The following is a 22483-nucleotide window of genomic DNA, read 5'->3' on the forward strand; positions in this document are numbered from 1 at the left end:
CACCCGGGTGGTGCCCGCACTCCGGGCGGGGCGTCGTCTGGAAACACGGGTGGCATCGGGGGTGCTCCGGGCGGGCGGCACGCCGTAGGTTGCCGGCGGTGCGGGACGCAACGGGAAGTGGCTGCGGGCGCGGGCTCCCGCCGTTAGCGTCTGGGCCATGGCACTTCCCCGGCATGTGAGCGCGATCGTCTTTGACTGTGACGGACCGCTGCTCGATACGGAGAGCTGATGGTCGCGGGCGGAGGCGGCCTTGTTCGCCGATTGCGGGTTCGGCTTTGGTCCTGCCGAGAAAGATATCTTGATCGGGCGGACTCTGGATGCGGCGTGCGCCAATATGGCCGAGTATTTCGGGATCCCTGGCGGCGGTCCTCGGCTGCAGGCCGACCTGCTGCCCCGCGTCGAGGCGGAGCTGTCGGCCGGGGTTGCGCCCCTGCCGGGTGCCAGGCGGCTTCTCGAGAATCTGCATGGCCGGGTGCCGATCGCCGTTGCGACCAACAGCCCTCGATTCATGCTTACCGCTGCGCTGAACTCGTCAGGACTCGGCGACTACTTTGCGATCACGGTCGCAGCCGACGAGGTCGAGCAGGCCCAACCCCAGGGACTTTGGCATTGACAGGGTGCTTGTTGCCCAGTCCGGTTCAGCCGCTGGTCACCCACGATAAGGCGCCCGAGATTGGGTGATCTCCAGCTCATTGGGGTTATATCCGTTTTCCCGCAACAACATTCGAACGGCACGTTCAGAGTGAAAATCTCCACCTGGGCCTATGACGATTTCCGCAATGCAGGATTCGCCAAAAGGGACTTCAACGTAGGGGACAAGCCGCGAAGAGTTGACCCGGGTTTTCACCTCCGGGGGGAATTCTGGTTTCGGAGTTAAGACAAGCCGCCACTCAAGCTCGTTCTTAAAGGCGTCGTGCTTCACGAGCGCGAGGTGCGGCATGATTCTATTCAAAGCATCGAAGTACCCGTAGGTCCCCGGATGGGCACCCAGTCGCCGTGTCTCGAAATAATGCATGACGTCGTTGCAGAGGTCTCTGACCGCTGAATCGCCGTACGCAACTTGGCCCAGGAGCGGAGCCGCGACGCGTAAGTCCTCTTTCCTAAAGCCGATCGCGTACCCGTGCTGTCCATAGCCTCGCCACTGCCCGAGGTCGTCATGGCTTTCGCTGAGGCAAGCGACGTAAGTTGCGGAGTCCACATACGCCGGATGAGCCCCCCGATCGGCCGAGACAGATTTCTCTAGGGCATCCAGAGCGGACTTCATAATCGTCGATCGGACTCCCTGCTCATTTGTCACTGCGATCGGCGGGGATGGTGGATAATCCGTCAGGTAATTCTTCATCCTGTCCATCAAAGGCTCAGCGCCGTAATGGATCTCTTGCCAATCGTTGAGGAAGGCCGCATCTGTAGCCCACAGTGATCTCGTCCGCAAGATGCCCTGAAGCCCTAAGGTACTTGTGTAGTGATACAGCCTGCACCTTCGGTCTGGATCTTTGGGATCCGTCATGATTTAGCTCCGTGAATTAGACTCGTTCCGTTGAACTTCCGGTATGCGTAGTTCTTTGCGAACTGCCGCAATGAATGCCATGGGTGATCCGTCAGCTTCGTAGCTAAGATCTTCGGCGTGAATTACCGTATCCGGATCAGTAGGCGATCGATGCAAAGTGCCGCCCCAGACCTCGGTTATCTCGAAGGCCCTTTGCGCAAGCGCGACAATCGATTCGGACCCATAAATCTCAACTCGTTGCAGGCTGTAGTAGAGGGGAAGTTCCCATCCTCGCGGCAACGGCAACCTGGATAAGTCCGCGTCTGAGTGAAAGAAGGAGTTCACGGTTCCCAGCGCCTGGCCGAGCGCCTCGTAGAAAGCGATGTACGCCTCGCGGCGCTGCTCAAATGTCCGTGCCTCGTCCTCGCGTGCCCAGCGCGCGCGTTCCCTACCCACCTCGTCTGCGCGGCTTTCGCGCTCTCGTTTGTTGGCGCTTCGCTGGGTGATAACCACGCCGCCGAGCGCACCGCCAAGTGTGCCAACGAAGCCGAGCGCGGCGACGACCAACGGCACCCAAATCGGAGTGTTCACCCGCCAAGGGTGTCAGGAAAGCCGAAGCTACGTGCACACGACACGCTGGGTGCACACATGACAGAGGTGCGTCAAGCGACGGAGAGAGTCGTGGCCTAGAACCAAGTACGGCGACACCACCACATGGCGACATGAAAGTTGCCAGGAATAGAAGCGCTTCTACGTGGGCGGTCCGCAGCGGTCCAGTCAGTGCTTGCGGGTTACCGAGCCGGGGAGTGATGGATCATATCCTTGGTGTATGGGCAGACGCAGGCGACGTGGTTACGTCTTCGATGACCGCTGGGTAGTCGTCAGGGGACTTGGCGAAGGTGGGCAGGGCGCGGCCTACAGAGTTCGCGAATCGAAAACGGGCAGCGATGATTGGGTTCTCAAGGAGCTTCATGATCACTCGCCGTCGGATCGTCGGGGACGGTCCAAACGTCTCGCCCGCTTCGAGCGCGAGATCGCTGCTCTCGAACGAGTCCGCTCGCCGCACGTCCCCCAGGTCACGCGGCCGCCTCGCGAAGGGCGAATGTACTTTGTAACGCCCTACGTCGGGAAGAACCTCCACGACGTGCCCGACGCAGCCGATCCGGTTGCCCTCCTTGAGCGTTTTAGGGGGATCGTGGTTGCCGTCCGCGACGCGCACGCGGGAGGCGTCGTGCACCGCGACATTAAACCGAACAACGTGACCGTGAACGACGAAGGCAAGTCCTTCCTGGTCGACTTCGGTATCTGCGCCGCCGATGACGACGAACCGAGTGGTGGCCTTACCAGCGCAATGGAGGCGCTCGGCAACCGAAACTTCACCGCGCCCGAGTGTGAAGCTGGCAGCGAGGACGCGTGCGGGCCACCCAGCGATGTCTACAGCCTCGGCAAGCTGCTCTATTGGATGGGCACCGCTGGCCGTGACAGGCGGGTCATGTCGCGGGAGGACTTCAACCCGGATGCCCTGTCTTTCGCCGATCCGTATGCACGCCAATATGTCCGAGTGCTCATCGATCGATCCGTGCGAGCAAACCCCGGAAGCCGTTGGTCGGTGACAGAGCTTCTGGAGGGCGTCGACTGGGCGTTGGCGAAACTAAAAGAGCACTCTGGAATAAGGGAGGAAGGCCGCACGGTCCTCGCTGATAACTTCGGACCAAACGACACCTGCTACGAGAGCGGTTCGCGATCCGCGAAGACCGGACACGGAGATCCGCCCAAGGATTACGACCTCGCTCACTCGTACTTCGTCGCTGAATCCGCCGTGCTGGAACGAGTAGATATTAGGGTCGCGAGGCAAGCAGGGTCGGGGCGGATGGAGGTCACCCTGATAGAGGGAGGTGACGAGGTACCCTCGGACGAGCCTGAAGATGTTGTCGAACAATGGTTTCGGGAGCTGACAGCCCCGCGTCAGGCCCTAGAGGTGTTGTACCTACCGTCGAGTACCGGCGCTACACTTGGGCCGCAGGAGACATATTGGCTAAGGCTCGTGGCGTGCGACAACGACAGCCGTGTCGAGTGGATGAGCGGAGCGATCGAACTCATGCCTTGGGTATCTCGATTCGCAGACCGTCCCCGAGGCAGCGCCTGGACTCCTCGCGTATCTGAGAGCGGACCGCCGTTTGCGTTTCGCGTCTTAGCTCGCCCCCTGGATGCAAACGGCTAGTGAGGGGGGCGGCAAGACCCCGTCCCTCAGGCCGACCAAGCCAGCGGCCGAGACTGCCAATCTTGATCTCTACGGGTTCCCCAGGTTTCTTTGATGCAACATCTAGAGCGGCCCGCAGGAGCCTTCCTACCCGTCTCGGTGCCAGTTGGCAGACGGCGGTTCGGCGGCGTGGACATAGACGCTCGTGGCGGCTTCGAGATCAACCACCCTGACGGAGAATTCCTCACCTGTCGCGACGTCCACGAACGTAGTGAACGGCTTGTCTGGGCTTTGTTCTTCGCGCACTTGGGGATCGCCCGTGAGGTCGAGACGCCAGCGAGGCAGCGTGGCCAGCTCGCTGAGGTGCGCCTCCGCAGCGGCTTCCGATGCGAAGTCCTGGGTGGCCAATGAGAGCTGGTCGATTCGGCCGAGGTGAAACACAACTGTGGGAGGAAGACCCGTGCCCGTCATTATCTTCACGGTCTTCATGGTGTTGTAGCCAAGCGGGAACGACTTGAGTTGCAGGCGATCAGCGGCTGAGGTTGCCGCTGCCAGCGCAGCCCCCATCAGTCGGCCCTCTTCTGCTGGATTGGTCACCTGCATTCCCCTTGCTGCGGGTTCTCGCACCTCGCCCGGTTAGGTTACCTGTGTGAACATGTCGGGGCCGAATTGGGTAGGGGACGGGACCCGCGCACAAATCAATGCAGTCGGGCAGGTGCCCGTCCCGCCGCTTCTGAACGCCCAATCCGCAAGGGTTTCAACGATGGGTCCAATTCGGACGGGGCACGAGCAATTGAGCGACCTGCTAAGACGTGCCGACTCAGAGCTTCAAGGGCGGTGGCGAGGGTCCATGGCTGACATCGCGGACTCCAAAGCTGCGTGAATTTCCTCGAGGTCCTGCATCGACGCCGCCTCAACAGACAGGCCACCCTCGGTCGTGATGAGGGCGAGATGTCTCGCCGGTCGCTTTGCCGCCATGATGGTGATCGATTCCGGATTGGGAATATTGTTGGCGGCAGCAATCTCCCTGAACCGGCTACCGTCACCGTAGTAGTGCTCGGCGATCGACCAAAGCGACTCACCCGCGACCACTGTGTGCCTACGCCCAGTTGAGGCCGGACGCAGGCTGGCAGGAGCGTCGGCACCGACAGTCGGACTGGGTCGGCTGCTGTCGCGGCGCGAGCGGCTGGCTGCCATCACCGCGACCGTCACGGTGATGACCCCGGACAGCAAAATTCCTAGCATGGGCACTAGCGGATGGTTCATCGTGAAACACTTTCGCGGTAGCTAGGATTAGTTCCAATCGTACAACCCCCATGAAGAACACTGATGGCCAAAGCGCCTAGCGACCACCAGACGGCAGCGGTCCCCCCATCTCGGACCAGCGGATATAGCCATCCCACCGAGAAAATCAGCAACACTGCCGATATCACCAGCCCGAACTCAAGATCGCGATCTCGTTCCTTTCCATTCTTAGCCTTGTCGCCGTAAAGCTCGCCAAGCGAACCGAATGCCAGGACTCCCGAGATAAGAATCAACTCCCCAGAAGCCAGCACGTTGGAAAGGCCATGCGCCTCGTCTCCTGTCAACAGATCGACCCAAAGAAAAAGCAACGGGACGACAGCGGCAAGCACGGTACAGATCAACCAGACGGTCAGCTTCCGCCGCCTCGGCGAGATGCGTGCATGGCGACTCAAAGCGAAATCCCCCTTCGTCCGCGTCCCACCAGCGGAACAACCGTCGGCGGATGACTTTTACCACCTCGCCCCAACATTTAGCAGGCCAATCGTTGCATGCTCGGCAGCTTCGAGTCCGGAAGCTAATGCCTCGATTGGTGCCGCGTTGACGCCGACAACGTCGGACGCGGGTGAGCGCAAGGGCATCGTGCAGAACCAGATTCCCCAGCTGTAAGGAGCTTCGCTGGTCAGACCCCGTGGCAACTAAAGGGGCACAGGGAGGGCACGAATGAGCCGGTCGCGGGAGAAAATGCAACTCTAGCTGCGAAGAAGCGATAGTGCCCCCGGCAGGATTCGAACCTGCGGCCTTCCGCTCCGGAGGCGGACGCTCTATCCCCTGAGCTACGGGGGCGCTCGCGTGATGCGGCGCCACATGGGCTTTGACAGACTAGCGCATCAATGGCCGGACTTAAGAACCGGACGGATTCGGGGCCTGACCACGTAAGACCATAGGATGGGGCCTCGTGACCCCCGCCGATCTGGCCGAATTGCTCAAGAACACCGCCGCCGCGGTGCTGGCCGAGCACGACCTGGACACCGCCGCGCTGCCCGCGACGGTGACAGTCGAGCGGCCGCGCAACCCCGAACACGGCGATTACGCCACCAACCTGGCCCTGCAGCTGGGTAAGAAGGTGGGCGTCAACCCGCGCGAGCTGGCCGTTTGGCTGGCAGAGGCGTTGGCGCAGGCCGACGGGATCGCTGCGGCCGAGATCGCCGGGCCGGGCTTTGTGAACCTGCGCATCGAGGCTTCCGCGCAGGGCGCGGTGGTCGCCAACGTCATCGCCGCGGGCGCCGACTACGGCCACTCCCGCGAGTTCGACGGCCTCAACGTCAACCTGGAGTTCGTCTCGGCCAATCCCACCGGCCCCATCCACATCGGTGGCACCCGCTGGGCCGCGGTCGGCGACGCCCTGGGCCGCCTGCTGAGCACCCAGGGCGCCGCGGTCACCCGCGAGTACTACTTCAACGACCACGGCGCCCAGATCGACCGGTTCGCCAACTCACTGATCGCCGCCGCCAAGGGCGAGCCGGCCCCCGAGGACGGCTACGCCGGCGCCTACATCTCCGACATCGCGGCCCAAATCCAGGCCAAGGCTCCGGACGCGCTGAACAGCGCGGACGCGCAGGAGACGTTCCGCGAGATCGGCGTCGACCTGATGTTCACCCACATCAAGAAGTCGCTGCACGAGTTCGGCACCGACTTCGACGTCTTCACCCACGAAGACTCGATGCACACCTCCGGCCGCGTCGAGCAGGCCATCGAGCGGCTGCGTGCCAACGACAACATCTACGAAAAAGACGGCGCCACTTGGCTGCGCACCAGCGCCTACGGCGACGACAAGGACCGCGTCGTCATCAAGAGCGACGGCAAGCCCGCCTACATCGCCGGCGACTTGGCCTACTACCTGGACAAGCGCGAGCGCGGCTTCAACCTGTGCATCTACATGCTCGGCGCCGACCACCACGGCTACATCGCCCGACTCAAGGCCGCCGCGGCCGCCTTCGGCGACGACCCGGCCACCGTCGAGGTGCTGATCGGCCAGATGGTCAACCTGGTGCGCGACGGCCAGCCTGTCAAGATGAGCAAGCGCGCCGGCACCGTCATCACCCTCGACGACCTGGTCGAGGCCATCGGCGTGGACGCCGCCCGCTACAGCCTGACCCGCTCCTCGGTGGACAGCCCCATCGACATCGACCTGGCGCTGTGGTCTTCGGCGAGCAACGAAAACCCGGTCTACTACGTGCAATACGCGCACGCCCGGCTCTCGGCGCTGGCCCGCAACGCGGCCGAGCTGGGCCTGGCCCCGGACACCGCCAACCTCGGGCTGCTGAGCCACGACAAGGAAGGCGCGCTGATCCGCAACTTGGGAGAGTTCCCCCGGGTGCTGGAAACCGCTGCCGCACTGCGGGAACCGCACCGGGTCTGCCGCTACCTGGAAGACCTCGCCGGTGACTACCACCGGTTCTACGACAGCTGCCGGGTGCTGCCCCAAGGCGATGAGGAACCTGGCGACCTGCACGCCGCGCGGCTCGCGCTGTGTCAGGCCACCCGCCAGGTGATCGCCAACGGGCTGAGCATCCTCGGCGTGAGTGCACCGGAGCGCATGTGAACGTCCACCCCGCGGGCCCTCGCCACGCCGAAGAGATCCAGCACGACGGTCTGCCGCCGCGGCCCCAGACTCCGCAGCAGCTGCTGCAACTGGCGCCGAACGTCTGGCCGCGCAACACCGTTCGCGGTGACGACGGCGTGACCCAGATCGCCGGGGTCAAGGTGACCGACCTGGCCGCCGAATACGGCACCCCGCTGTTCGTCATCGACGAGGACGACTTCCGGGGCCGCTGCCGTGAGATCGCCGCCGCGTTCGGCGGGGGCGACAACGTGCACTACGCCGCCAAAGCCTTCCTGTGCAGCGAGATCGCGCGCTGGATCGACCAAGAGGGCCTGTGCCTGGACGTCGCCACCGGGGGTGAGCTGGCTGTGGCGCTGCACGCCGGCTTCCCCGCACAGCGGATCACCTTGCACGGCAACAATAAGTCGGTCGCAGAACTGGAGACCGCGGTCAACGCCGGAGTCGGCCACATCGTCGTCGACTCGCTGATCGAGATCGACCGCCTCGACGCCGTCGCGGCCGCGGCCGGTGTCGTGCAGGACGTGCTGGTGCGCGTCACCGTCGGCGTGGAGGCCCACACCCACGAGTTCATCTCGACCGCCCACGAAGACCAGAAGTTCGGGCTGTCGCTGGCCAGCGGTGCGGCCATGGACGCCATCCGGCGCGTGTTCGCCACCGACCATCTGCGGTTGATCGGCCTGCACAGCCACATCGGCTCGCAGATCTTCGACGTCGCCGGCTTCGAAATCGCCGCCCACCGCGTCATCGGGTTGCTGCGCGACGTGGTCGCCGAGTTCGGCGTCGACAAGACCGCGCAGCTCTCGGTCATCGACCTGGGTGGGGGACTGGGCATCTCGTATCAGCCGCAGGACGACCCGCCGCCGATGGCCGAGCTGGCCACCAAACTGGCCGCGATCGTGCGCGACGAGTCCGCGGCCGTGGGCCTGCCCACTCCGCAATTGGTCGTCGAGCCCGGTCGTGCCATCGCCGGACCGGGCACCATCACGCTCTATGAGGTCGGCACCGTCAAGGACGTCGCCGTCAGCGCCACCGGACATCGCCGCTACGTCAGCGTCGACGGCGGCATGAGCGACAACATCCGTCCGGCGCTCTACGACGCGCACTACGACGTGCGACTGGTCTCGCGAGGCCTGCCGGGCCTTGGAGAAGCAGGGGCGCTGCCCGAGCTGGGGCGCATCGTCGGCAAGCACTGCGAGAGCGGCGACATCATCGTCCGCGACACCTGGGTGCCCGAAGGCATGGTTCCCGGCGACCTGATCGCCGTGGCCGCCACCGGCGCCTACTGTTACTCGATGTCGAGCCGGTACAACCTGCTCACCCGCCCGGCGGTGGTGGCGGTACGTGACGGGAAGGCCCGCCTTATGCTGCGCCGGGAGACCGTCGAAGACCTGATCAGCCTGGAGGTGGGGTAGAAAATGTCCGGTTCGCAGATGTCCGGGGCCCCGGTAGGGGTGGCAGTTCTCGGCTTGGGCAACGTCGGCAGCGAAGTCGTCCGCATCCTCGAGTCGAGCGCTGATGATCTGGCCGCCCGCATCGGTGCGCCACTGGTGCTGCGCGGGGTCGGGGTGCGCCGGGTGGCGGCCGACCGTGGCGTGCCCGAGGAGTTGCTCACCGACGACATCGACAGCCTGGTGTCGCGCAGCGACGTCGACATCGTCGTGGAACTGATGGGCCCGGTCGAGCCGGCCCGCAAGGCGATCCTGTCGGCGATCGCGCACGGCAAATCCGTCGTGACCGCCAACAAGGCCCTGCTGTCGCGGTCCACCGGGGAACTCGCCGAGGCCGCCGAGAACGCGCGTGTAGACCTGTACTTCGAGGCTGCCGTCGCCGGCGCGATCCCCGTCATCCGGCCGCTGACCCAGTCGCTGGCCGGCGACACCGTGTTGCGGGTGGCGGGCATCGTCAACGGCACCACCAACTACATCCTGTCCGAAATGGACTCCACCGGCGCGGACTACACCGCCGCGCTGGCCGATGCGAGTGCGCTGGGCTACGCCGAGGCCGATCCGACCGCTGACGTGGAGGGCTACGACGCCGCCGCCAAGGCCGCGATCCTGGCATCGATCGCCTTTCACACCCGGGTGACGGCCGACGACGTCCACCGCGAGGGCATCACCAGCATCAGCCCGGCGGACATCACCACGGCCCGGGCGTTGGGTTGCACGATCAAACTGCTGGCGATCTGCGAGCGCATCACCACCGGCGATGGGCAACAGCGGGTTTCGGCCCGGGTCTACCCGGCGCTGGTGCCGCTGACCCACCCGCTGGCCACCGTCAACGGAGCCTTCAACGCGGTGGTGGTCGAAGCCGAGGCGGCCGGCCGGCTGATGTTCTACGGCCAGGGCGCCGGTGGCGCACCGACCGCATCGGCGGTCACCGGTGATCTGGTGATGGCCGCTCGCAACCGGGTGCAGGGCGGGCGCGGACCGCGCGAGTCCAAGTACGCCCAGCTGGCCATCGCCCCGATCGGGGACGTGCAGACCCGCTACTACGTGAGCATGGACGTCGCCGACAAGCCTGGCGTGCTGTCCACCGTGGCAGCCGAGTTCGCCGCCCACGGCGTCAGCATCGCCGAGGTGCGCCAGGAGGGCGTGGCCGACGACGACGGCCAACTGATCGGCGCTCGAATCGTGGTGGTCACCCACCGAGCTGCCGACGCAGCATTGTCGAAAACCGTTGCGGCGCTGGCTGACCTGGACGCAGTCCAGCGGATCGCCAGCGTGCTACGACTGGAAGGAACAGACCAGTGAGCTCCACCCGGACACCGATCCACCGCCCCTGGCCCGGCCTGATCGGCGCCTACCGCGATCGGCTTCCCATCGGCGACGACTGGACGGCCGTCACCCTGCACGAGGGCGGCACCCCGCTGATCCACGCCAAGCGGATCTCCGAGCAGACCGGCTGCACGGTGCACCTGAAGGTCGAGGGGCTCAACCCGACCGGCTCGTTCAAGGACCGCGGGATGACGATGGCGGTCACCGACGCGGTGGCCCGCGGCCAAAAGGCGGTGCTGTGCGCCTCGACCGGCAACACCTCGGCATCGGCGGCCGCGTACGCCGCCCGGGCCGGTATCACCTGTGCGGTGCTGATCCCGCAGGGCAAGATCGCGATGGGCAAGCTCGCGCAGGCAGTCATGCACGGCGCCAAGATCATTCAGATCGACGGCAACTTCGACGACTGTCTGGAACTGGCTCGCAAGATGGCCACCGACTTCCCGACCATCTCGCTGGTGAACTCGGTGAACCCGGTGCGCATCGAAGGCCAGAAGACCGCGGCCTTCGAGATCGTCGACGCACTGGGCACCGCGCCCGACATCCACTCGCTGCCGGTCGGTAACGCCGGCAACATCACCGCATACTGGAGGGGCTACCGCGAGTACTTCGCCGACGGCCTGACCGAAAAGCTGCCGAAGATGCTGGGCACCCAGGCCGCCGGTGCGGCGCCGCTGGTGCTGGGCGAGCCGGTCAAGAACCCGGAGACCATCGCCACCGCTATCCGCATCGGTTCGCCGGCGTCCTGGTCGCAGGCCGTCGAGGCGCAGCAGGACTCCGGTGGCCGATTCCTGGCCGCTACCGACGAGGAGATTCTCGCTGCCTACCACCTGGTCGCTCAGTCCGAAGGCGTGTTCGTCGAGCCGGCCTCGGCGGCCAGCATCGCCGGGCTGCTCAAGTCGGTGGAGGACGGCTGGGTGCCGCGCGGTTCGACCGTCGTCTGCACCGTGACCGGCAACGGGCTCAAAGACCCCGACACCGCGCTGAAGGACATGCCCGAGGTGACCGCGGTTCCCGTCGACGCGGCCACCGTGGTCGCCGAATTGGGGCTGGCCTAGTGGTCCAGTTGTTGCCTACCGGGTTGACGGCCAGCGTCGCGGTTGCGGCGTCGAGCGCCAACCTGGGCCCCGGCTTCGACAGCCTGGGCCTGGCACTGGGCCTCTACGACGAGGTGATCGTCGAGACCGTCGAGTCCGGCCTGGTGGTGCAGGTCGAGGGGGAGGGTGCCGGTCAGGTTCCTCTCACCCCGGATCACCTTGTGGTGCAAGGCATCCTGCGCGGCATGCGCGAGGCTGGTGTCGAGGCTCCCGGGATGGTGGTGCGTTGCCGTAATGCGATTCCGCATCAGCGTGGCCTGGGCTCGTCGGCGGCCGCGGTGGTCGGCGGACTGGCCGTGGTCAACGGCCTTGTCGCGCAAATTGATCGGCCCGGCCTGTCCGAATCCCAGCTGATCCAGCTGGCCTCGGAGTTCGAGGGCCACCCCGACAACGCCGCCGCCGCCGTACTGGGTGGCGCGGTGGTTTCCTGGACCGCCAACGTCGCCGACGGCAACGTCGATTACGCGGCGGCGCCGCTGCGGCTGCACCCCGACATCCACCTGTTCCCGGCGATCCCGCAATTGCGCTCGTCGACTGCCGAGACGCGGGCCTTGTTGCCCGAGCAGGTCAGCCACCGCGATGCACGGTTCAATGTCAGCCGAGCCGCGCTGCTGGTGGTGGCACTGACCGAGCGGCCCGATCTGCTGTTGGCGGCCACCGAGGACGTGCTGCACCAGCCGCAGCGTGGCGCCGCGCAGCCGGAGTCGGCGGCGTTCCTGCAGTTGCTCCGTCGCCACGGCATCGCGGCCGTGCTTTCTGGCGCCGGACCTGCGGTGATCGCGTTGACCACAGCGGCCCAACTGCCCGCTGCGGTGCTCGATTCCCCCGAGGCGCGTGTGTTCAACGTCACCGAGATGCCGGTCGGCGCCGCGGTCAAGTGGAACTCCGGGGTGGCGGTACCGGGTTGAGGCGCGCCGCGCAGTATCTGTTGCGTCCAGCACAGAAGCGGGCTATCCTCGGTCCCGTCCCGCATTCGCGGCATCAGCACCTGAATCAGACTGCGATGTCAACCGGGATGCCACCAAATTCTTCCCGTAGCTGACGGTTTGTGTTACGACGCCGTCGATACGGGCTACACCGTTAAACAGTCGACGGTGACACGCACTCGGCGAGTCCGCTGAATGCAACCAAGCCCCTCGCGTGAGAAAACCGACGAGGGAAGAAAGGAAATCCGTGACCGAAACGGACCTCTTCACGGCTGAAGGCAGCACCGACCAGGAATCGCTGCCGAACCCCCCGAGTACTTCCGAGACCAGCCAGGACGTAGCCGCCGGCGGTAGTGACGCCGCGCCGTCCGCCCCGGAGACCGCCTCGGCGCCGGCCACCACCGAGTCCGCTCCCGCTTCGGCGCCTGACAACGGCGCCGCATCCGCACCCTCCGACAGCTCGCTGTCGGCGATGGTGCTGCCCGAACTGCGGGCGCTGGCCAACCGCGTCGGTGTCAAGGGCTCCTCCGGGATGCGCAAGAGCGAACTGATCGCCGCCATCCGCGAGGTCTCCGGCAACGGCGGCAGTGGTGCCGAAGCGCCGAAGACACAGCCCAGCGCCGAGCAGCCCGCCAACGGCGCGGCCAACGGTGCCGAGCCCGCCCCGGCCAACGAGGCGGACGCCCCCGCGGCACCGCCGCGCCGCGAACGCCGCGGCGCCAGCCGCGCGACCGGCTCACCCGCAGCCAACGGCGGCGAGCCCGAGAAGCCGGCAGAGCAGGACAAGCCTGCCGAGGCCGAGACCCAGGGCGAGTCGCGTAAGCAGGGCCGGAACGACGACAAGGCCGACAAGGCCGAGCAGTCCGGTGGGCGGCGTGAGCGCGAGGGCGCCAAAGGCGAGCCCAAGGCCGACGCCAAATCCGACGACGCCGCACAGTCCAAGAACGACGACCAGGGCGGCGACCAGTCCAACCGCGGCGGTGGCGACGACGACGAAGGACGTGGTGGCCGGCGCGGTCGCCGCTTCCGGGACCGACGTCGCCGTGGCGAACGTGGCGGCGAAGGCGGCGGTGGCGAACGCGGCGATGCCGAGCTGCGTGAAGACGACGTCGTCCAGCCGGTCGCCGGCATCCTCGACGTGCTGGACAACTACGCGTTCGTGCGCACCTCCGGCTACCTGGCCGGACCTAACGACGTCTACGTCTCGATGAACATGGTCCGCAAGAACGGGCTGCGCCGTGGCGACGCGGTGACCGGCGCGGTGCGGGTGGCCCGGGACGGCGACCAGCCCAACCAGCGCCAGAAGTTCAACCCGCTGGTGCGGTTGGACTCGGTCAACGGCGGCCCGGTCGAAGAGGCCCGGAACCGTCCGGACTTCACCAAGCTGACCCCGCTGTACCCGAACCAGCGGCTGCGGTTGGAGACCTCGGGGGAGAAGCTGACCACCCGCGTCATCGACCTGATCATGCCGATCGGCAAGGGGCAGCGTGCGCTGATCGTGTCGCCGCCCAAGGCCGGTAAGACCACGATCATGCAGGACATCGCCAACGCGATCACCCGCAACAACCCCGAGTGCCACCTGATGGTGGTGCTGGTCGACGAGCGTCCCGAAGAAGTCACCGACATGCAGCGCTCGGTCAAGGGTGAGGTCATCGCCTCGACCTTCGACCGGCCGCCGTCAGACCACACCCAGGCCGCCGAGCTGGCCATCGAGCGGGCCAAGCGCCTGGTCGAGCAGGGCAAGGACGTGGTCGTGCTGCTGGACTCGATCACCCGGCTGGGTCGTGCCTACAACAACGCCTCCCCGGCGTCGGGCCGCATCCTGTCCGGTGGTGTGGACTCCACCGCGCTCTACCCGCCCAAGCGGTTCCTGGGCGCGGCCCGCAACATCGAGGACGGCGGCTCGCTGACCATCATCGCCACCGCGATGGTGGAGACCGGCTCCACCGGTGACACGGTGATCTTCGAGGAGTTCAAGGGCACCGGCAACGCCGAGCTCAAGCTGGACCGCAAGATCGCCGAGCGCCGGGTGTTCCCGGCCGTCGACGTCAACCCGTCGGGCACCCGTAAGGACGAGCTGCTGCTCTCGCCGGACGAGTTCGCGATCGTGCACAAGCTGCGCCGGCTGCTGTCCGGCCTGGATTCGCATCAGGCCATCGACCTGTTGATGAGTCAGCTGCGCAAGACCAAGAACAACTACGAGTTCCTGGTCCAGGTGTCCAAGACCACGCCGGGAATGGACAACGACTGATCGGCGCTGCCACCCACCGCTGAAATGGCGGTCAGGGCTGTGATTGCCCCGCGATCACAACCCTGACGGCAATCTCGACGGGTGACGGCAGCGGAATACGCATAACCCTCCCGGCGTTTTGGGGGGCGACAGCGTAGCTGGCATAATCGAAAACCTCAGGTTCCGGTTCACGTCCGCCCCACAGGGCGGGCGACCCGGCGGCCCACGATTGAAGAGGACACCATGAAGACTGGCATTCACCCCGCCTACGGCGAGACCACCGTGGTCTGCGGTTGTGGCAACACCTTCACCACCCGTAGCACCAAGGAGAGCGGCCACATCGTGGTCGAGGTCTGCTCGCAGTGCCACCCGTTCTACACCGGCAAGCAGAAGATCCTCGACAGCGGCGGCCGGGTCGCGCGCTTCGAGAAGCGCTACGGCAAGCGCAACGCCGGTGCCGCAGCAGCTGCAGCCGACGACAAGTAGCTCCCTCACCGACGCCCGGAACGTGCCAGCACGTCACCCGGGCGTCGGCTTGCGTTCGGGGATGGAGGTGAGATGACCCAAAGTGTTCAGGGGATCGACGCCCTGTTGGCCGAGCACGCCGCCCTGGAAACGCAGCTGTCCGATCCCGAACTGCACAACGATCCGGCCGAGGCGCGTCGGGCCGGTCGGCGCTTCGCCCAGCTGGCGCCCATCATCGCCACCCACCGCAAGCTCGAGTCGGCCCGCGGCGACCTTGAGGCCGCCCGTGAACTGGCCGCCGACGACGCGTCGTTCGCCGCCGAGATCCCGGACCTGGAGGCGCGCGTCGCCGAGCTGGACACTGCGCTCACCGACATGCTGGCGCCCCGCGACCCGCACGACGCCGACGACATCGTGCTCGAGGTCAAATCCGGCGAGGGCGGCGAGGAGTCGGCGCTGTTCGCCGCCGACCTGGCCCGGATGTACATCCGCTACGCGGAGCGTCAGGGGTGGAAGGTGACGGTCCTCGACGAGACCACCTCTGACCTCGGCGGCTACAAGGACGCCACCTTGACCATCGCGAGCAAGGGCGAGTCCGCCGACGGCGTGTGGTCGCGGATGAAGTTCGAGGGCGGTGTGCACCGCGTGCAGCGGGTACCGGTCACCGAATCGCAGGGCCGGGTCCACACCTCGGCGGCCGGCGTGCTGGTCTACCCCGAGCCCGAAGAGGTCGGCGAGGTGGCCATCGACGAGTCGGACCTGCGCATCGACGTCTACCGGTCCTCCGGCAAGGGTGGCCAGGGCGTCAACACCACCGACTCCGCGGTGCGGATCACCCACCTGCCGACCGGGATCGTGGTGACCTGCCAGAACGAGCGGTCCCAGCTGCAGAACAAGGCCCGTGCGTTGCAGGTCTTGGCGGCTCGGCTGCAGGCGGTGGCCGAGGAGCAGGCGCAGGCCGACGCCTCGGCCGATCGGGCCAGTCAGATCCGTACCGTGGACCGCAGCGAGCGCATCCGCACCTACAACTTCCCGGAGAACCGGATTACCGACCACCGCATCGGCTACAAGGCGCACAACCTCGACCAGGTCCTCGACGGGGATCTCGATCCGATGTTCGACGCGCTGGCGGCCGCCGATAAGGAAACCCGGTTACAGGGGACGGCATAGCCACCGGCGACGATGCAGAGCGAAGCGATGAGGAGGAGGCGGACCATCGAGCGCAGCCGAATGAGGGACGCGATCGATTCCGCTGCAGCGCTTTTCGCTGATGCCGGTATCGATTCCGCCCGCTTCGACGCCGAAGAGCTCGCCGCCCATGCGGCCGGCACCGATCGTGGCCGGCTGGCGCTGTTGGATCCACCCGATGACGAATTCTTCGGGCGTTACCGCCAATTGGTCGCCGCACGCAGTTCCCGGATCCCGCTGCAGCACCTGATCGGCACCGCGGCGTTCGGCCCGGTCCTGCTGCAGGTCGGTCCCGGGGTGTTCACCCCGCGGCCGGAGACCGAGGCCATGCTCGACTGGGTTCTGAAACAGGCTGCGGCCCAACCGTTCGGATCGCAGCCGGTGATCGTCGACGCCTGCACCGGTTCCGGTGCGCTGGCGGTCGCATTGTCCCGCAGTTTTCCCGCTGCACGGGTCTTCGCGGTGGAGGACTCTGAGGCGGCGTTGGATTATGCGCGGCGCAACTGCGCGGGTACGCCCGTGGAGCTGATTCATGCCGACGTGACCACGCCGGGGCTGCTGTCGGAGCTTGCCGGTCGGGTCGACTTGATGGTCAGCAACCCGCCCTATATCCCCGAGGGTGCGGAACTGGATCCTGAAGTGGCTGAGCATGATCCGGAACACGCTCTGTTCGGCGGCCCCGACGGAATGTCGGTGATCACCCCGCTGGCCGACCTCGCCGCGCGACTGCTGCGCCCCGGTGGGTTGTTCGCCGTTGAGCACGACGACACCACACCGACGGCCACTGTCCAAACCGTTAGCGGTACTGGATTTTTCGACGAGGTAGTGTCCCGGCCCGACCTGACTGGGCGGCTCCGGTTCGTGACGGCGATCAGGAACGGTCAACCATGACAGAGGTTTTCGACTGCAGCGACGCTGACCAGCGTACGGCCGGGATCACGGCGGCGATCGACGCCGTGCGCGGTGGTCGACTGGTGGTGCTGCCGACCGACACGGTCTACGGCATCGGCGCCGACGCGTTCAACGCTGCCGGGGTGACTGCGCTGCTGGCAGCCAAACGACGCGGCCGCGACATGCCGGTGGGGGTGCTGGTCGGGTCGTGGAACTCCATCGACGGGCTGGCCCTGATCGTGCCCGACACCGCCCGTGAGCTGATCCGGGCCTTCTGGCCGGGTGCGCTCAGCCTGATCGTCACCCAGGCGCCGTCGCTGCAGTGGGATCTCGGCGAGGCCCGCGGCACCGTCATGGTGCGCATGCCGCTGCACCCGGTGGCCCTGGAGGTCCTCAAGGCGGTGGGCCCGATGGCGGTGTCCAGCGCCAACGTCTCCGGTGGGGCGCCCGCGGTCGAGGCCGGCGAAGCGCAAAGCCAACTGGGGGAGTCCGTCGACGTCTATCTCGACGCGGGCCCGGCCGAACAGGGCGCGGCGTCGACGATCGTGGATCTCACCGGTCCCGCGCCGCGTATCGTCCGGAGCGGACCGGTCTCGGCCGAACAGATCGGCGCCGTGCTGGGGCTGGATCCGGACTCCCTGACGGGAACACCGTGACCAGCCTGCTGGCGTTGGCCGACCGTGGTGCCGGCGTGCCGTTGCGGGAGCTGGCGCTGGTCGGACTGACCGCCGCGATCATCACCTACTTCACCACCGGACCCGTTCGCTGGATGGCCACCCGGATCGGTGCGGTCGCCTACCCGCGCGAACGCGATGTCCATGTGCAGCCGACACCGCGAATGGGTGGGCTGGCGATGTACGTCGGGATCGTCGCGGGGATCTTCCTGGCCTCGCAGCTGCCGGCGCTCACGCGCGGCTTCGTCTATTCCACCGGGATGCCGGCGGTGGTGCTGGCCGGCGGGGTCATCATGGGAATCGGTCTGCTCGACGACAAGTGGGGCCTGGACGCCCTGACAAAATTCGCCGGTCAGATCACTGCGGCCAGCGTGCTGGTCACCATGGGCGTGGCCTGGAGCGTGCTCTACATCCCGATCGGCGGCGTCGGCACCGTGGTGCTCGATCAGGTGTCGTCGATCCTGCTCACGCTGGCGTTGACGGTCTCGATCGTCAACGCCATGAACTTCGTCGACGGCCTCGACGGGCTGGCCGCCGGCCTGGGACTGATCACCGCGCTGGCGATCTGCATGTTCTCCGTCGGCGTGCTGCAGGACCACGGCGGCGACGTGCTGTTCTACCCGCCGGCGTTGATCTCGGTGGTCTTGGCCGGCGCTTGTCTCGGATTCCTGCCGCACAATTTCAGCCCCGCGAAGATCTTCATGGGTGACTCCGGCTCGATGCTGATCGGGCTGATGCTGGCCGCGGCGTCCACCACCGCGGCCGGGCCGATCTCGCAGACCGCCTACGGCGCGCGCGACGTCTTCGCGCTGCTGTCACCGTTTCTGCTGGTGGCGGCCGTGATGTGTGTGCCGGCCCTGGACGTGCTGCTGGCGATCATCCGTCGTACTCGGGCTGGGCTCAGTCCCTTCAGCCCGGACAAGATGCACCTGCACCACCGGTTACTGCAGATCGGCCATTCGGATCGCCGGGTGGTGCTGCTGATCTACTTGTGGACCGCGATCGTCGCGTTCGGGGCGGCCGGCACCATCTTCTTCGACCCGCGCTACACCGGGGCGGTGATGTTGGGTGCGATGCTCATCGCGATTGTCGTTACGCTCATCCCGTTGCTACGCCGGGGCGGCAGCCCCGAAGACGACCCCTACGACGCGCGGTAGTAGCACCGTCTAAGATGGTGTTGTAGGTGGTTCCACAGTGCGTTCGGGCATCCGATACGCTCGGCGGGCGACTTCACGACAGTGACGCAGGGCAGATTCAGATTGGGGTGAGGCGGTGACGACACCAGCGCAGGATGCGCCGTTGGTGTTGCCGTCGGTGGTGTTCCAGCCGATTCGGCTGTCACTGATCTGTGTCGCTCTGACCGCTGCCGCAATCGCCGCGGCTGCTCAGTTCGGCCGGCCGCTGTTCGGAGTGTTCTTCGGGCTGGGCCTGGCGCTCGGTCTGGGCAACGCCCTGCTGATTCGCCGATCGGCGCTGAAGATCACCGCCTCCGACCATCCGCTGAAGAAGAAGATGGCGCTGAACTCGGCGTCTCGTCTGCTGGTCATCAGCGCGATCGGCCTGGCTATCGCTTACCAGTTCCGTCCAGAGGGCCTCGGCGCGCTGTTCGGATTGGCCTTGTTCGAGGTAGTGCTGGTGCTGACCACCATGCTGCCAGTGGTAAAAAAGCTCCGCGCGCAAGCGTCAGAGTCGGGCGCTGAAGGGACGGAAAATGACTGAGTCGATCCTGGCTGAGGGAGCCATCGAGGTCGGCCACCACGAGACCGCGGTGTGGCCGCTGGTCGGTGAGGTCAACATCGACACCATCACCTCCACCGCGATCGCGGCGGTGATCGTGATCGCCCTGGCGCTGTTCCTGCGCGCCAAGGTCACCTCGAGCGGCGTCCCGGGCGGGGTGCAGCTGTTCTTCGAGGCGATCACCATTCAGATGCGCAACCAGATCGAGGGCGCCATCGGGATGAAGATCGCCCCGTTCGTGCTGCCGCTGGCGGTGACGATCTTCATCTTCATCCTGGTCTGTAACTGGCTGTCGGTGCTGCCGGTGCAGTACTCCGACGAGCACGGAATCCATGAGTTGATTTCCTCTGCCGCCGCCGACATCAACTTCGTGCTCGCGCTGGCCCTGCTGGTGTTCTGCGGTTACCACCTGGCCGGCTTCTGGCGCCGCGGCTTCATCGGCCACCCGCTGCGGGTGCTCAAGGGCCACGTCGCGATCCTGGCGCCGATCAACCTGGTCGAAGAGATCGCCAAGCCGGTCTCGCTGTCCCTGCGTCTGTTCGGCAACATCTTCGCCGGCGGCATCCTGGTCAGCCTGATCGCGCTGCTCGGGCCGGTCTTCATGGTCGCGCCGAACGCGATCTGGAAGACCTTCGACCTGTTCGTCGGACTGATCCAGGCGTTCATCTTCGCGCTGCTGACCATCCTGTACTTCAGCCAGGCCATGGAGCTCGAAGAAGACCACCACTAGTACCACCTGCACGACCACATCAGACCTGGTAGAGCACTACCAGCTAGCAAGGAGGAATGAAATGGCAGATCCCAATCTGATCGGACTTGGTGCCCTCATCGGCGGCGGTCTCATCATGGGCGGCGGTGCCATCGGCGCCGGTATCGGTGACGGTATCGCCGGTAACGCGCTGATCGCCGGTATCGCTCGTCAGCCCGAAGCTCAGGGTCGCCTGTTCACCCCGTTCTTCATCACGGTTGGTCTGGTCGAAGCGGCCTACTTCATCAACCTGGCCTTCATGGCGTTGTTCGTCTTCGCCACCCCGATCGCCGCACAGCAGTAACGCACAAAGATGGGTGACATGAGCGTTGCTGTCCTCGCTTTGAGCGAGGCGGCTGAGGAAGGCCCGAAGAAGAGCTTCCTCATTCCCGACGGCACCTTCTTCGTCGTGCTCGCGATCTTCCTGATCGTGCTCGGCGTGATCAGTACCTTCGTGGTGCCGCCGATCATGAAGGTGCTGCGGGAGCGCGAGAACATGGTCACCAAGACTCTCGCCGACAATCGGGAGTCCGCCGAGCAGTTCGCGGCGGCCGATGCCGACTACGAGAAGCAGATGGCGGCGGCGCGCCTTGAGGCCAGCACGGCACGGGACGAAGCTCGTGCCGAGGGTCGCAAGGTGATCGACGAGCAGCGGTCGGCGGCCGAGGCGGAGGTGGCCTCGACATTGCAGGCCGCCACCGACAAGCTCAAGCAAGAAGGCGATGCGGTGAGTGACCAGCTGCAGGCCCGGGTGGAGACACTGTCCGCCACCCTGGCCGGCCGGATCCTCGGCGTTGACGCCGAGGCACTTTCCGCGGCGAGTACGGGGCGGTAGCAACAGAGATGTCGATTTTCATCGGGCAGCTGGTCGGCTTTGCCATCATCGTGTGGCTGCTGGTCAAGTTCGTCGTGCCACCGGTACGCAAGCTGATGGCCGACCAGCAGGAGTCGGTGCGCAAGCAGCTGGAGGAGGCGGCAGCCGCCGCCGCTCGTCTGACCGAAGCCGGTCAGGCGCACTCCACGGCACTGGCAAACGCCACCGCCGAGGCGCAGCGGGTGACCGCGGAGGCCCGCTCGGACGCCGAGCGGATCGCCGAGCAACTGCGTAGCCAGGCCGGTGCCGACGCTGAGCGCGTGAAGGCCACCGGCGGGCAGCAGGTCGGTCTGATGCGGGCGCAACTCATCCGTGAGCTGCGGTCCGGCTTGGGTGCCGAAGCGGTGCAGCGGGCGGGCGAACTGGTTCGCGCGCACGTCGCCGATCCGCAGCGGCAGTCGGCCACGGTGGACCGGTTCCTCGACGAGCTCGACGCCATGGCGCCGAAGTCCGTTGAGGTCGAATCACCGATCCTGGTGCGGATGCGTTCGGCGAGCCGCCAGGCGTTGGCCGGCGTGCTGGACAAGTTCAGCGAAGTGGCCGGCGGCCTTGACCAGCAGGGCTTGGCCGCGCTGGCCGGTGACCTGACCGCGGTCGCCGAACTGCTGGAGCGCGAGAGCGTGATCACCCGGCATCTGACCGTGCCGACCGACGACGCCGCGCCGAAGGTGCGTCTGGTGCAGCGGCTGTTCGCCGACAAGATCGGTGCCGGCGCACTGACGCTGGTGACCGACGCCGCTTCGGCCCGGTGGTCCAATGGCGAGGACCTGGTCACCGCCGTCGAGCACGTCGCCCGGCAGGCACTGCTGCTGTCGGCAGAGAGTGCGGGCACCGTCGACGAGGTGGAGGACCAGCTGTTCCGGTTCTCCCGCGTGCTCGACGCCCAGCCCCGTCTGGACATCCTGCTCGGGGACACCGCGACCCCGGCCGCTGGCCGGGTCGGGTTGCTGAGCAATGTCATCGGCGGTGGCAGTGGTGCCAACCCGATCACGGTGGCGCTGCTCGAGCAGACCGTACGGCTGCTGCGTGGCCAGTCCGCACATCAGGCGATCACCGAGCTTGCTCAGATAGCAGTGGCACGTCGCGGCGAGCTGGTGGCGCACGTCGGTGCGGCCGCCGAGCTCAGCGATGCCCAGCGCACCCGGCTGAACACCGTCCTGAGCCGGATCTACAGCCACCCGGTCCGCGTGCAGGTCGGCGTCGACCCGGCACTGCTGGGCGGGCTGACGATCTCGGTCGGCGATGAGGTGATCGACGGCACGCTGTCGTCGCGTCTCGCCGCGGCCAAGACGCAATTGCCCGACTGATCAAGACCGACCAGGGCCTAA

23 protein-coding genes and 1 tRNA gene are annotated in these 22483 nt (G+C 66.3%); 18 read left to right on the forward strand and 6 right to left on the reverse strand.

Features of this window, described 5'->3' with window-relative positions:
* The first annotated feature begins 250 nt into the window (after positions 1–250).
* Positions 251–613, forward strand: a complete 363-nt coding sequence (locus ACKY0W_RS06690) for an HAD family hydrolase (RefSeq protein WP_409436911.1) — start codon at positions 251–253, stop codon at positions 611–613.
* A gap of 36 nt (positions 614–649) precedes the next feature.
* Here the strand turns inward: ACKY0W_RS06690 and ACKY0W_RS06695 are convergent, their stop codons facing one another.
* Positions 650–1507, reverse strand: coding sequence for a DUF2971 domain-containing protein (locus ACKY0W_RS06695; protein ID WP_409436912.1), 858 nt, complete (start codon positions 1505–1507; stop codon positions 650–652).
* Between the two features lie 3 nt (positions 1508–1510).
* Positions 1511–2077 carry a hypothetical protein gene (locus tag ACKY0W_RS06700; RefSeq protein WP_409436913.1) on the reverse strand — a complete coding sequence of 189 codons (567 nt, stop codon included), beginning with the start codon at positions 2075–2077 and terminating at the stop codon, positions 1511–1513.
* A gap of 238 nt (positions 2078–2315) precedes the next feature.
* Here ACKY0W_RS06700 and ACKY0W_RS06705 point away from each other — a divergent pair, with 238 nt between their 5' ends.
* The gene (locus tag ACKY0W_RS06705) at positions 2316–3707 is read left to right on the forward strand and encodes a serine/threonine protein kinase (RefSeq protein ID WP_409436914.1); all 1392 of its coding nucleotides are present in this window, start codon (positions 2316–2318) and stop codon (positions 3705–3707) included.
* A gap of 126 nt (positions 3708–3833) precedes the next feature.
* On the opposite strand, the gene ACKY0W_RS06710 is transcribed toward ACKY0W_RS06705, so the two are convergent.
* The 4 genes from ACKY0W_RS06710 to ACKY0W_RS06725 all read right to left on the reverse strand — a co-directional run bounded on the left by ACKY0W_RS06710 (position 3834) and on the right by ACKY0W_RS06725 (position 5774).
* On the reverse strand, positions 3834–4283 hold the full coding sequence (locus tag ACKY0W_RS06710) for a hypothetical protein (protein WP_409436915.1): 450 nt from the start codon (positions 4281–4283) through the stop codon (positions 3834–3836).
* 231 nt (positions 4284–4514) lie between these two features.
* Complete coding sequence (locus ACKY0W_RS06715; protein WP_409436916.1) at positions 4515–4919, reverse strand: LysM peptidoglycan-binding domain-containing protein; 405 nt, start codon at positions 4917–4919, stop codon at positions 4515–4517.
* Between the two features lie 29 nt (positions 4920–4948).
* On the reverse strand, positions 4949–5383 hold the full coding sequence (locus ACKY0W_RS06720; protein ID WP_409436917.1) for a hypothetical protein: 435 nt from the start codon (positions 5381–5383) through the stop codon (positions 4949–4951).
* Positions 5384–5701: 318 nt separating this feature from the next.
* Positions 5702–5774 (reverse strand) — tRNA-Arg (locus ACKY0W_RS06725).
* A gap of 112 nt (positions 5775–5886) precedes the next feature.
* Between ACKY0W_RS06725 and argS the strand changes: the two genes are divergently transcribed.
* The 16 genes from argS (at position 5887) to ACKY0W_RS06805 (ending at position 22462) form a co-directional block, all read left to right on the forward strand.
* A complete protein-coding gene (argS, locus tag ACKY0W_RS06730) occupies positions 5887–7533 on the forward strand; it encodes an arginine--tRNA ligase (RefSeq protein WP_409436918.1) in 1647 nt (548 codons plus the stop codon).
* Between the two features lie 50 nt (positions 7534–7583).
* Positions 7584–8966, forward strand: coding sequence for a diaminopimelate decarboxylase (gene lysA / locus ACKY0W_RS06735; protein ID WP_409437673.1), 1383 nt, complete (start codon positions 7584–7586; stop codon positions 8964–8966).
* A gap of 18 nt (positions 8967–8984) precedes the next feature.
* Positions 8985–10304: a homoserine dehydrogenase gene (locus ACKY0W_RS06740; RefSeq protein ID WP_409437674.1), complete on the forward strand. Its 1320-nt coding sequence runs from the start codon at positions 8985–8987 to the stop codon at positions 10302–10304.
* Positions 10301–11383: a threonine synthase gene (gene thrC / locus ACKY0W_RS06745; protein WP_409436919.1), complete on the forward strand. Its 1083-nt coding sequence runs from the start codon at positions 10301–10303 to the stop codon at positions 11381–11383. Before ACKY0W_RS06740 ends, thrC begins: the two co-directional genes overlap by 4 nt.
* Positions 11383–12330, forward strand: a complete 948-nt coding sequence (gene thrB / locus ACKY0W_RS06750) for a homoserine kinase (RefSeq protein WP_409436920.1) — start codon at positions 11383–11385, stop codon at positions 12328–12330. The genes thrC and thrB overlap by 1 nt, the downstream gene beginning before the upstream one ends.
* A 490-nt stretch (positions 12331–12820) precedes the next feature.
* Entirely contained in the window at positions 12821–14599 is a 1779-nt protein-coding gene (gene rho, locus ACKY0W_RS06755; protein ID WP_409437675.1) for a transcription termination factor Rho, read from the forward strand.
* A gap of 222 nt (positions 14600–14821) precedes the next feature.
* Positions 14822–15064: a 50S ribosomal protein L31 gene (rpmE, locus tag ACKY0W_RS06760; RefSeq protein ID WP_024442333.1), complete on the forward strand. Its 243-nt coding sequence runs from the start codon at positions 14822–14824 to the stop codon at positions 15062–15064.
* Positions 15065–15136: 72 nt separating this feature from the next.
* The gene (gene prfA, locus ACKY0W_RS06765) at positions 15137–16213 is read left to right on the forward strand and encodes a peptide chain release factor 1 (protein WP_409436921.1); all 1077 of its coding nucleotides are present in this window, start codon (positions 15137–15139) and stop codon (positions 16211–16213) included.
* 60 nt (positions 16214–16273) lie between these two features.
* Entirely contained in the window at positions 16274–17122 is an 849-nt protein-coding gene (gene prmC, locus ACKY0W_RS06770) for a peptide chain release factor N(5)-glutamine methyltransferase (RefSeq protein WP_409436922.1), read from the forward strand.
* A complete protein-coding gene (locus ACKY0W_RS06775; RefSeq protein ID WP_409436923.1) occupies positions 17119–17778 on the forward strand; it encodes an L-threonylcarbamoyladenylate synthase in 660 nt (219 codons plus the stop codon). Before prmC ends, ACKY0W_RS06775 begins: the two co-directional genes overlap by 4 nt.
* Entirely contained in the window at positions 17775–18953 is a 1179-nt protein-coding gene (locus ACKY0W_RS06780) for a glycosyltransferase family 4 protein (RefSeq protein WP_406782903.1), read from the forward strand. Before ACKY0W_RS06775 ends, ACKY0W_RS06780 begins: the two co-directional genes overlap by 4 nt.
* A gap of 115 nt (positions 18954–19068) precedes the next feature.
* Positions 19069–19515: a hypothetical protein gene (locus ACKY0W_RS06785; RefSeq protein WP_046285343.1), complete on the forward strand. Its 447-nt coding sequence runs from the start codon at positions 19069–19071 to the stop codon at positions 19513–19515.
* Entirely contained in the window at positions 19508–20263 is a 756-nt protein-coding gene (atpB, locus tag ACKY0W_RS06790) for a F0F1 ATP synthase subunit A (RefSeq protein WP_406759995.1), read from the forward strand. Before ACKY0W_RS06785 ends, atpB begins: the two co-directional genes overlap by 8 nt.
* Positions 20264–20324: 61 nt before the next feature.
* Positions 20325–20585, forward strand: coding sequence for a F0F1 ATP synthase subunit C (locus tag ACKY0W_RS06795; RefSeq protein ID WP_019735417.1), 261 nt, complete (start codon positions 20325–20327; stop codon positions 20583–20585).
* 9 nt (positions 20586–20594) lie between these two features.
* Entirely contained in the window at positions 20595–21116 is a 522-nt protein-coding gene (locus ACKY0W_RS06800) for a F0F1 ATP synthase subunit B (protein WP_406759996.1), read from the forward strand.
* An 8-nt stretch (positions 21117–21124) separates the two neighbouring features.
* Positions 21125–22462, forward strand: coding sequence for a F0F1 ATP synthase subunit B/delta (locus tag ACKY0W_RS06805; RefSeq protein WP_409436924.1), 1338 nt, complete (start codon positions 21125–21127; stop codon positions 22460–22462).
* Positions 22463–22483: the final 21 nt, after the last annotated feature.

The sequence above is a fragment of the Mycobacterium sp. SMC-14 genome, from assembly GCF_046250075.1.
Taxonomy (GTDB): Bacteria; Actinomycetota; Actinomycetes; order Mycobacteriales; family Mycobacteriaceae; genus Mycobacterium.

Excerpts from the sequence above, each read along its gene's own strand:
- ACKY0W_RS06695 (WP_409436912.1), bottom strand. The coding sequence starts at position 1,507 with ATGACGGATCCCAAAGATCCAGACCGAAGGTGCAGGCTGTATCACTAC.
- ACKY0W_RS06705 (WP_409436914.1), top strand. The coding sequence starts at position 2,316 with ATGGGCAGACGCAGGCGACGTGGTTACGTCTTCGATGACCGCTGGGTA.
- ACKY0W_RS06740 (WP_409437674.1), top strand. The coding sequence starts at position 8,985 with ATGTCCGGGGCCCCGGTAGGGGTGGCAGTTCTCGGCTTGGGCAACGTC.
- rho (WP_409437675.1), top strand. The coding sequence starts at position 12,821 with ATGGTGCTGCCCGAACTGCGGGCGCTGGCCAACCGCGTCGGTGTCAAG.
- rpmE (WP_024442333.1), top strand. The coding sequence starts at position 14,822 with ATGAAGACTGGCATTCACCCCGCCTACGGCGAGACCACCGTGGTCTGC.
- prfA (WP_409436921.1), top strand. The coding sequence starts at position 15,137 with ATGACCCAAAGTGTTCAGGGGATCGACGCCCTGTTGGCCGAGCACGCC.
- prmC (WP_409436922.1), top strand. The coding sequence starts at position 16,274 with ATGAGGGACGCGATCGATTCCGCTGCAGCGCTTTTCGCTGATGCCGGT.
- ACKY0W_RS06775 (WP_409436923.1), top strand. The coding sequence starts at position 17,119 with ATGACAGAGGTTTTCGACTGCAGCGACGCTGACCAGCGTACGGCCGGG.
- atpB (WP_406759995.1), top strand. The coding sequence starts at position 19,508 with ATGACTGAGTCGATCCTGGCTGAGGGAGCCATCGAGGTCGGCCACCAC.
- ACKY0W_RS06795 (WP_019735417.1), top strand. The coding sequence starts at position 20,325 with ATGGCAGATCCCAATCTGATCGGACTTGGTGCCCTCATCGGCGGCGGT.
- ACKY0W_RS06800 (WP_406759996.1), top strand. The coding sequence starts at position 20,595 with ATGGGTGACATGAGCGTTGCTGTCCTCGCTTTGAGCGAGGCGGCTGAG.
- ACKY0W_RS06805 (WP_409436924.1), top strand. The coding sequence starts at position 21,125 with ATGTCGATTTTCATCGGGCAGCTGGTCGGCTTTGCCATCATCGTGTGG.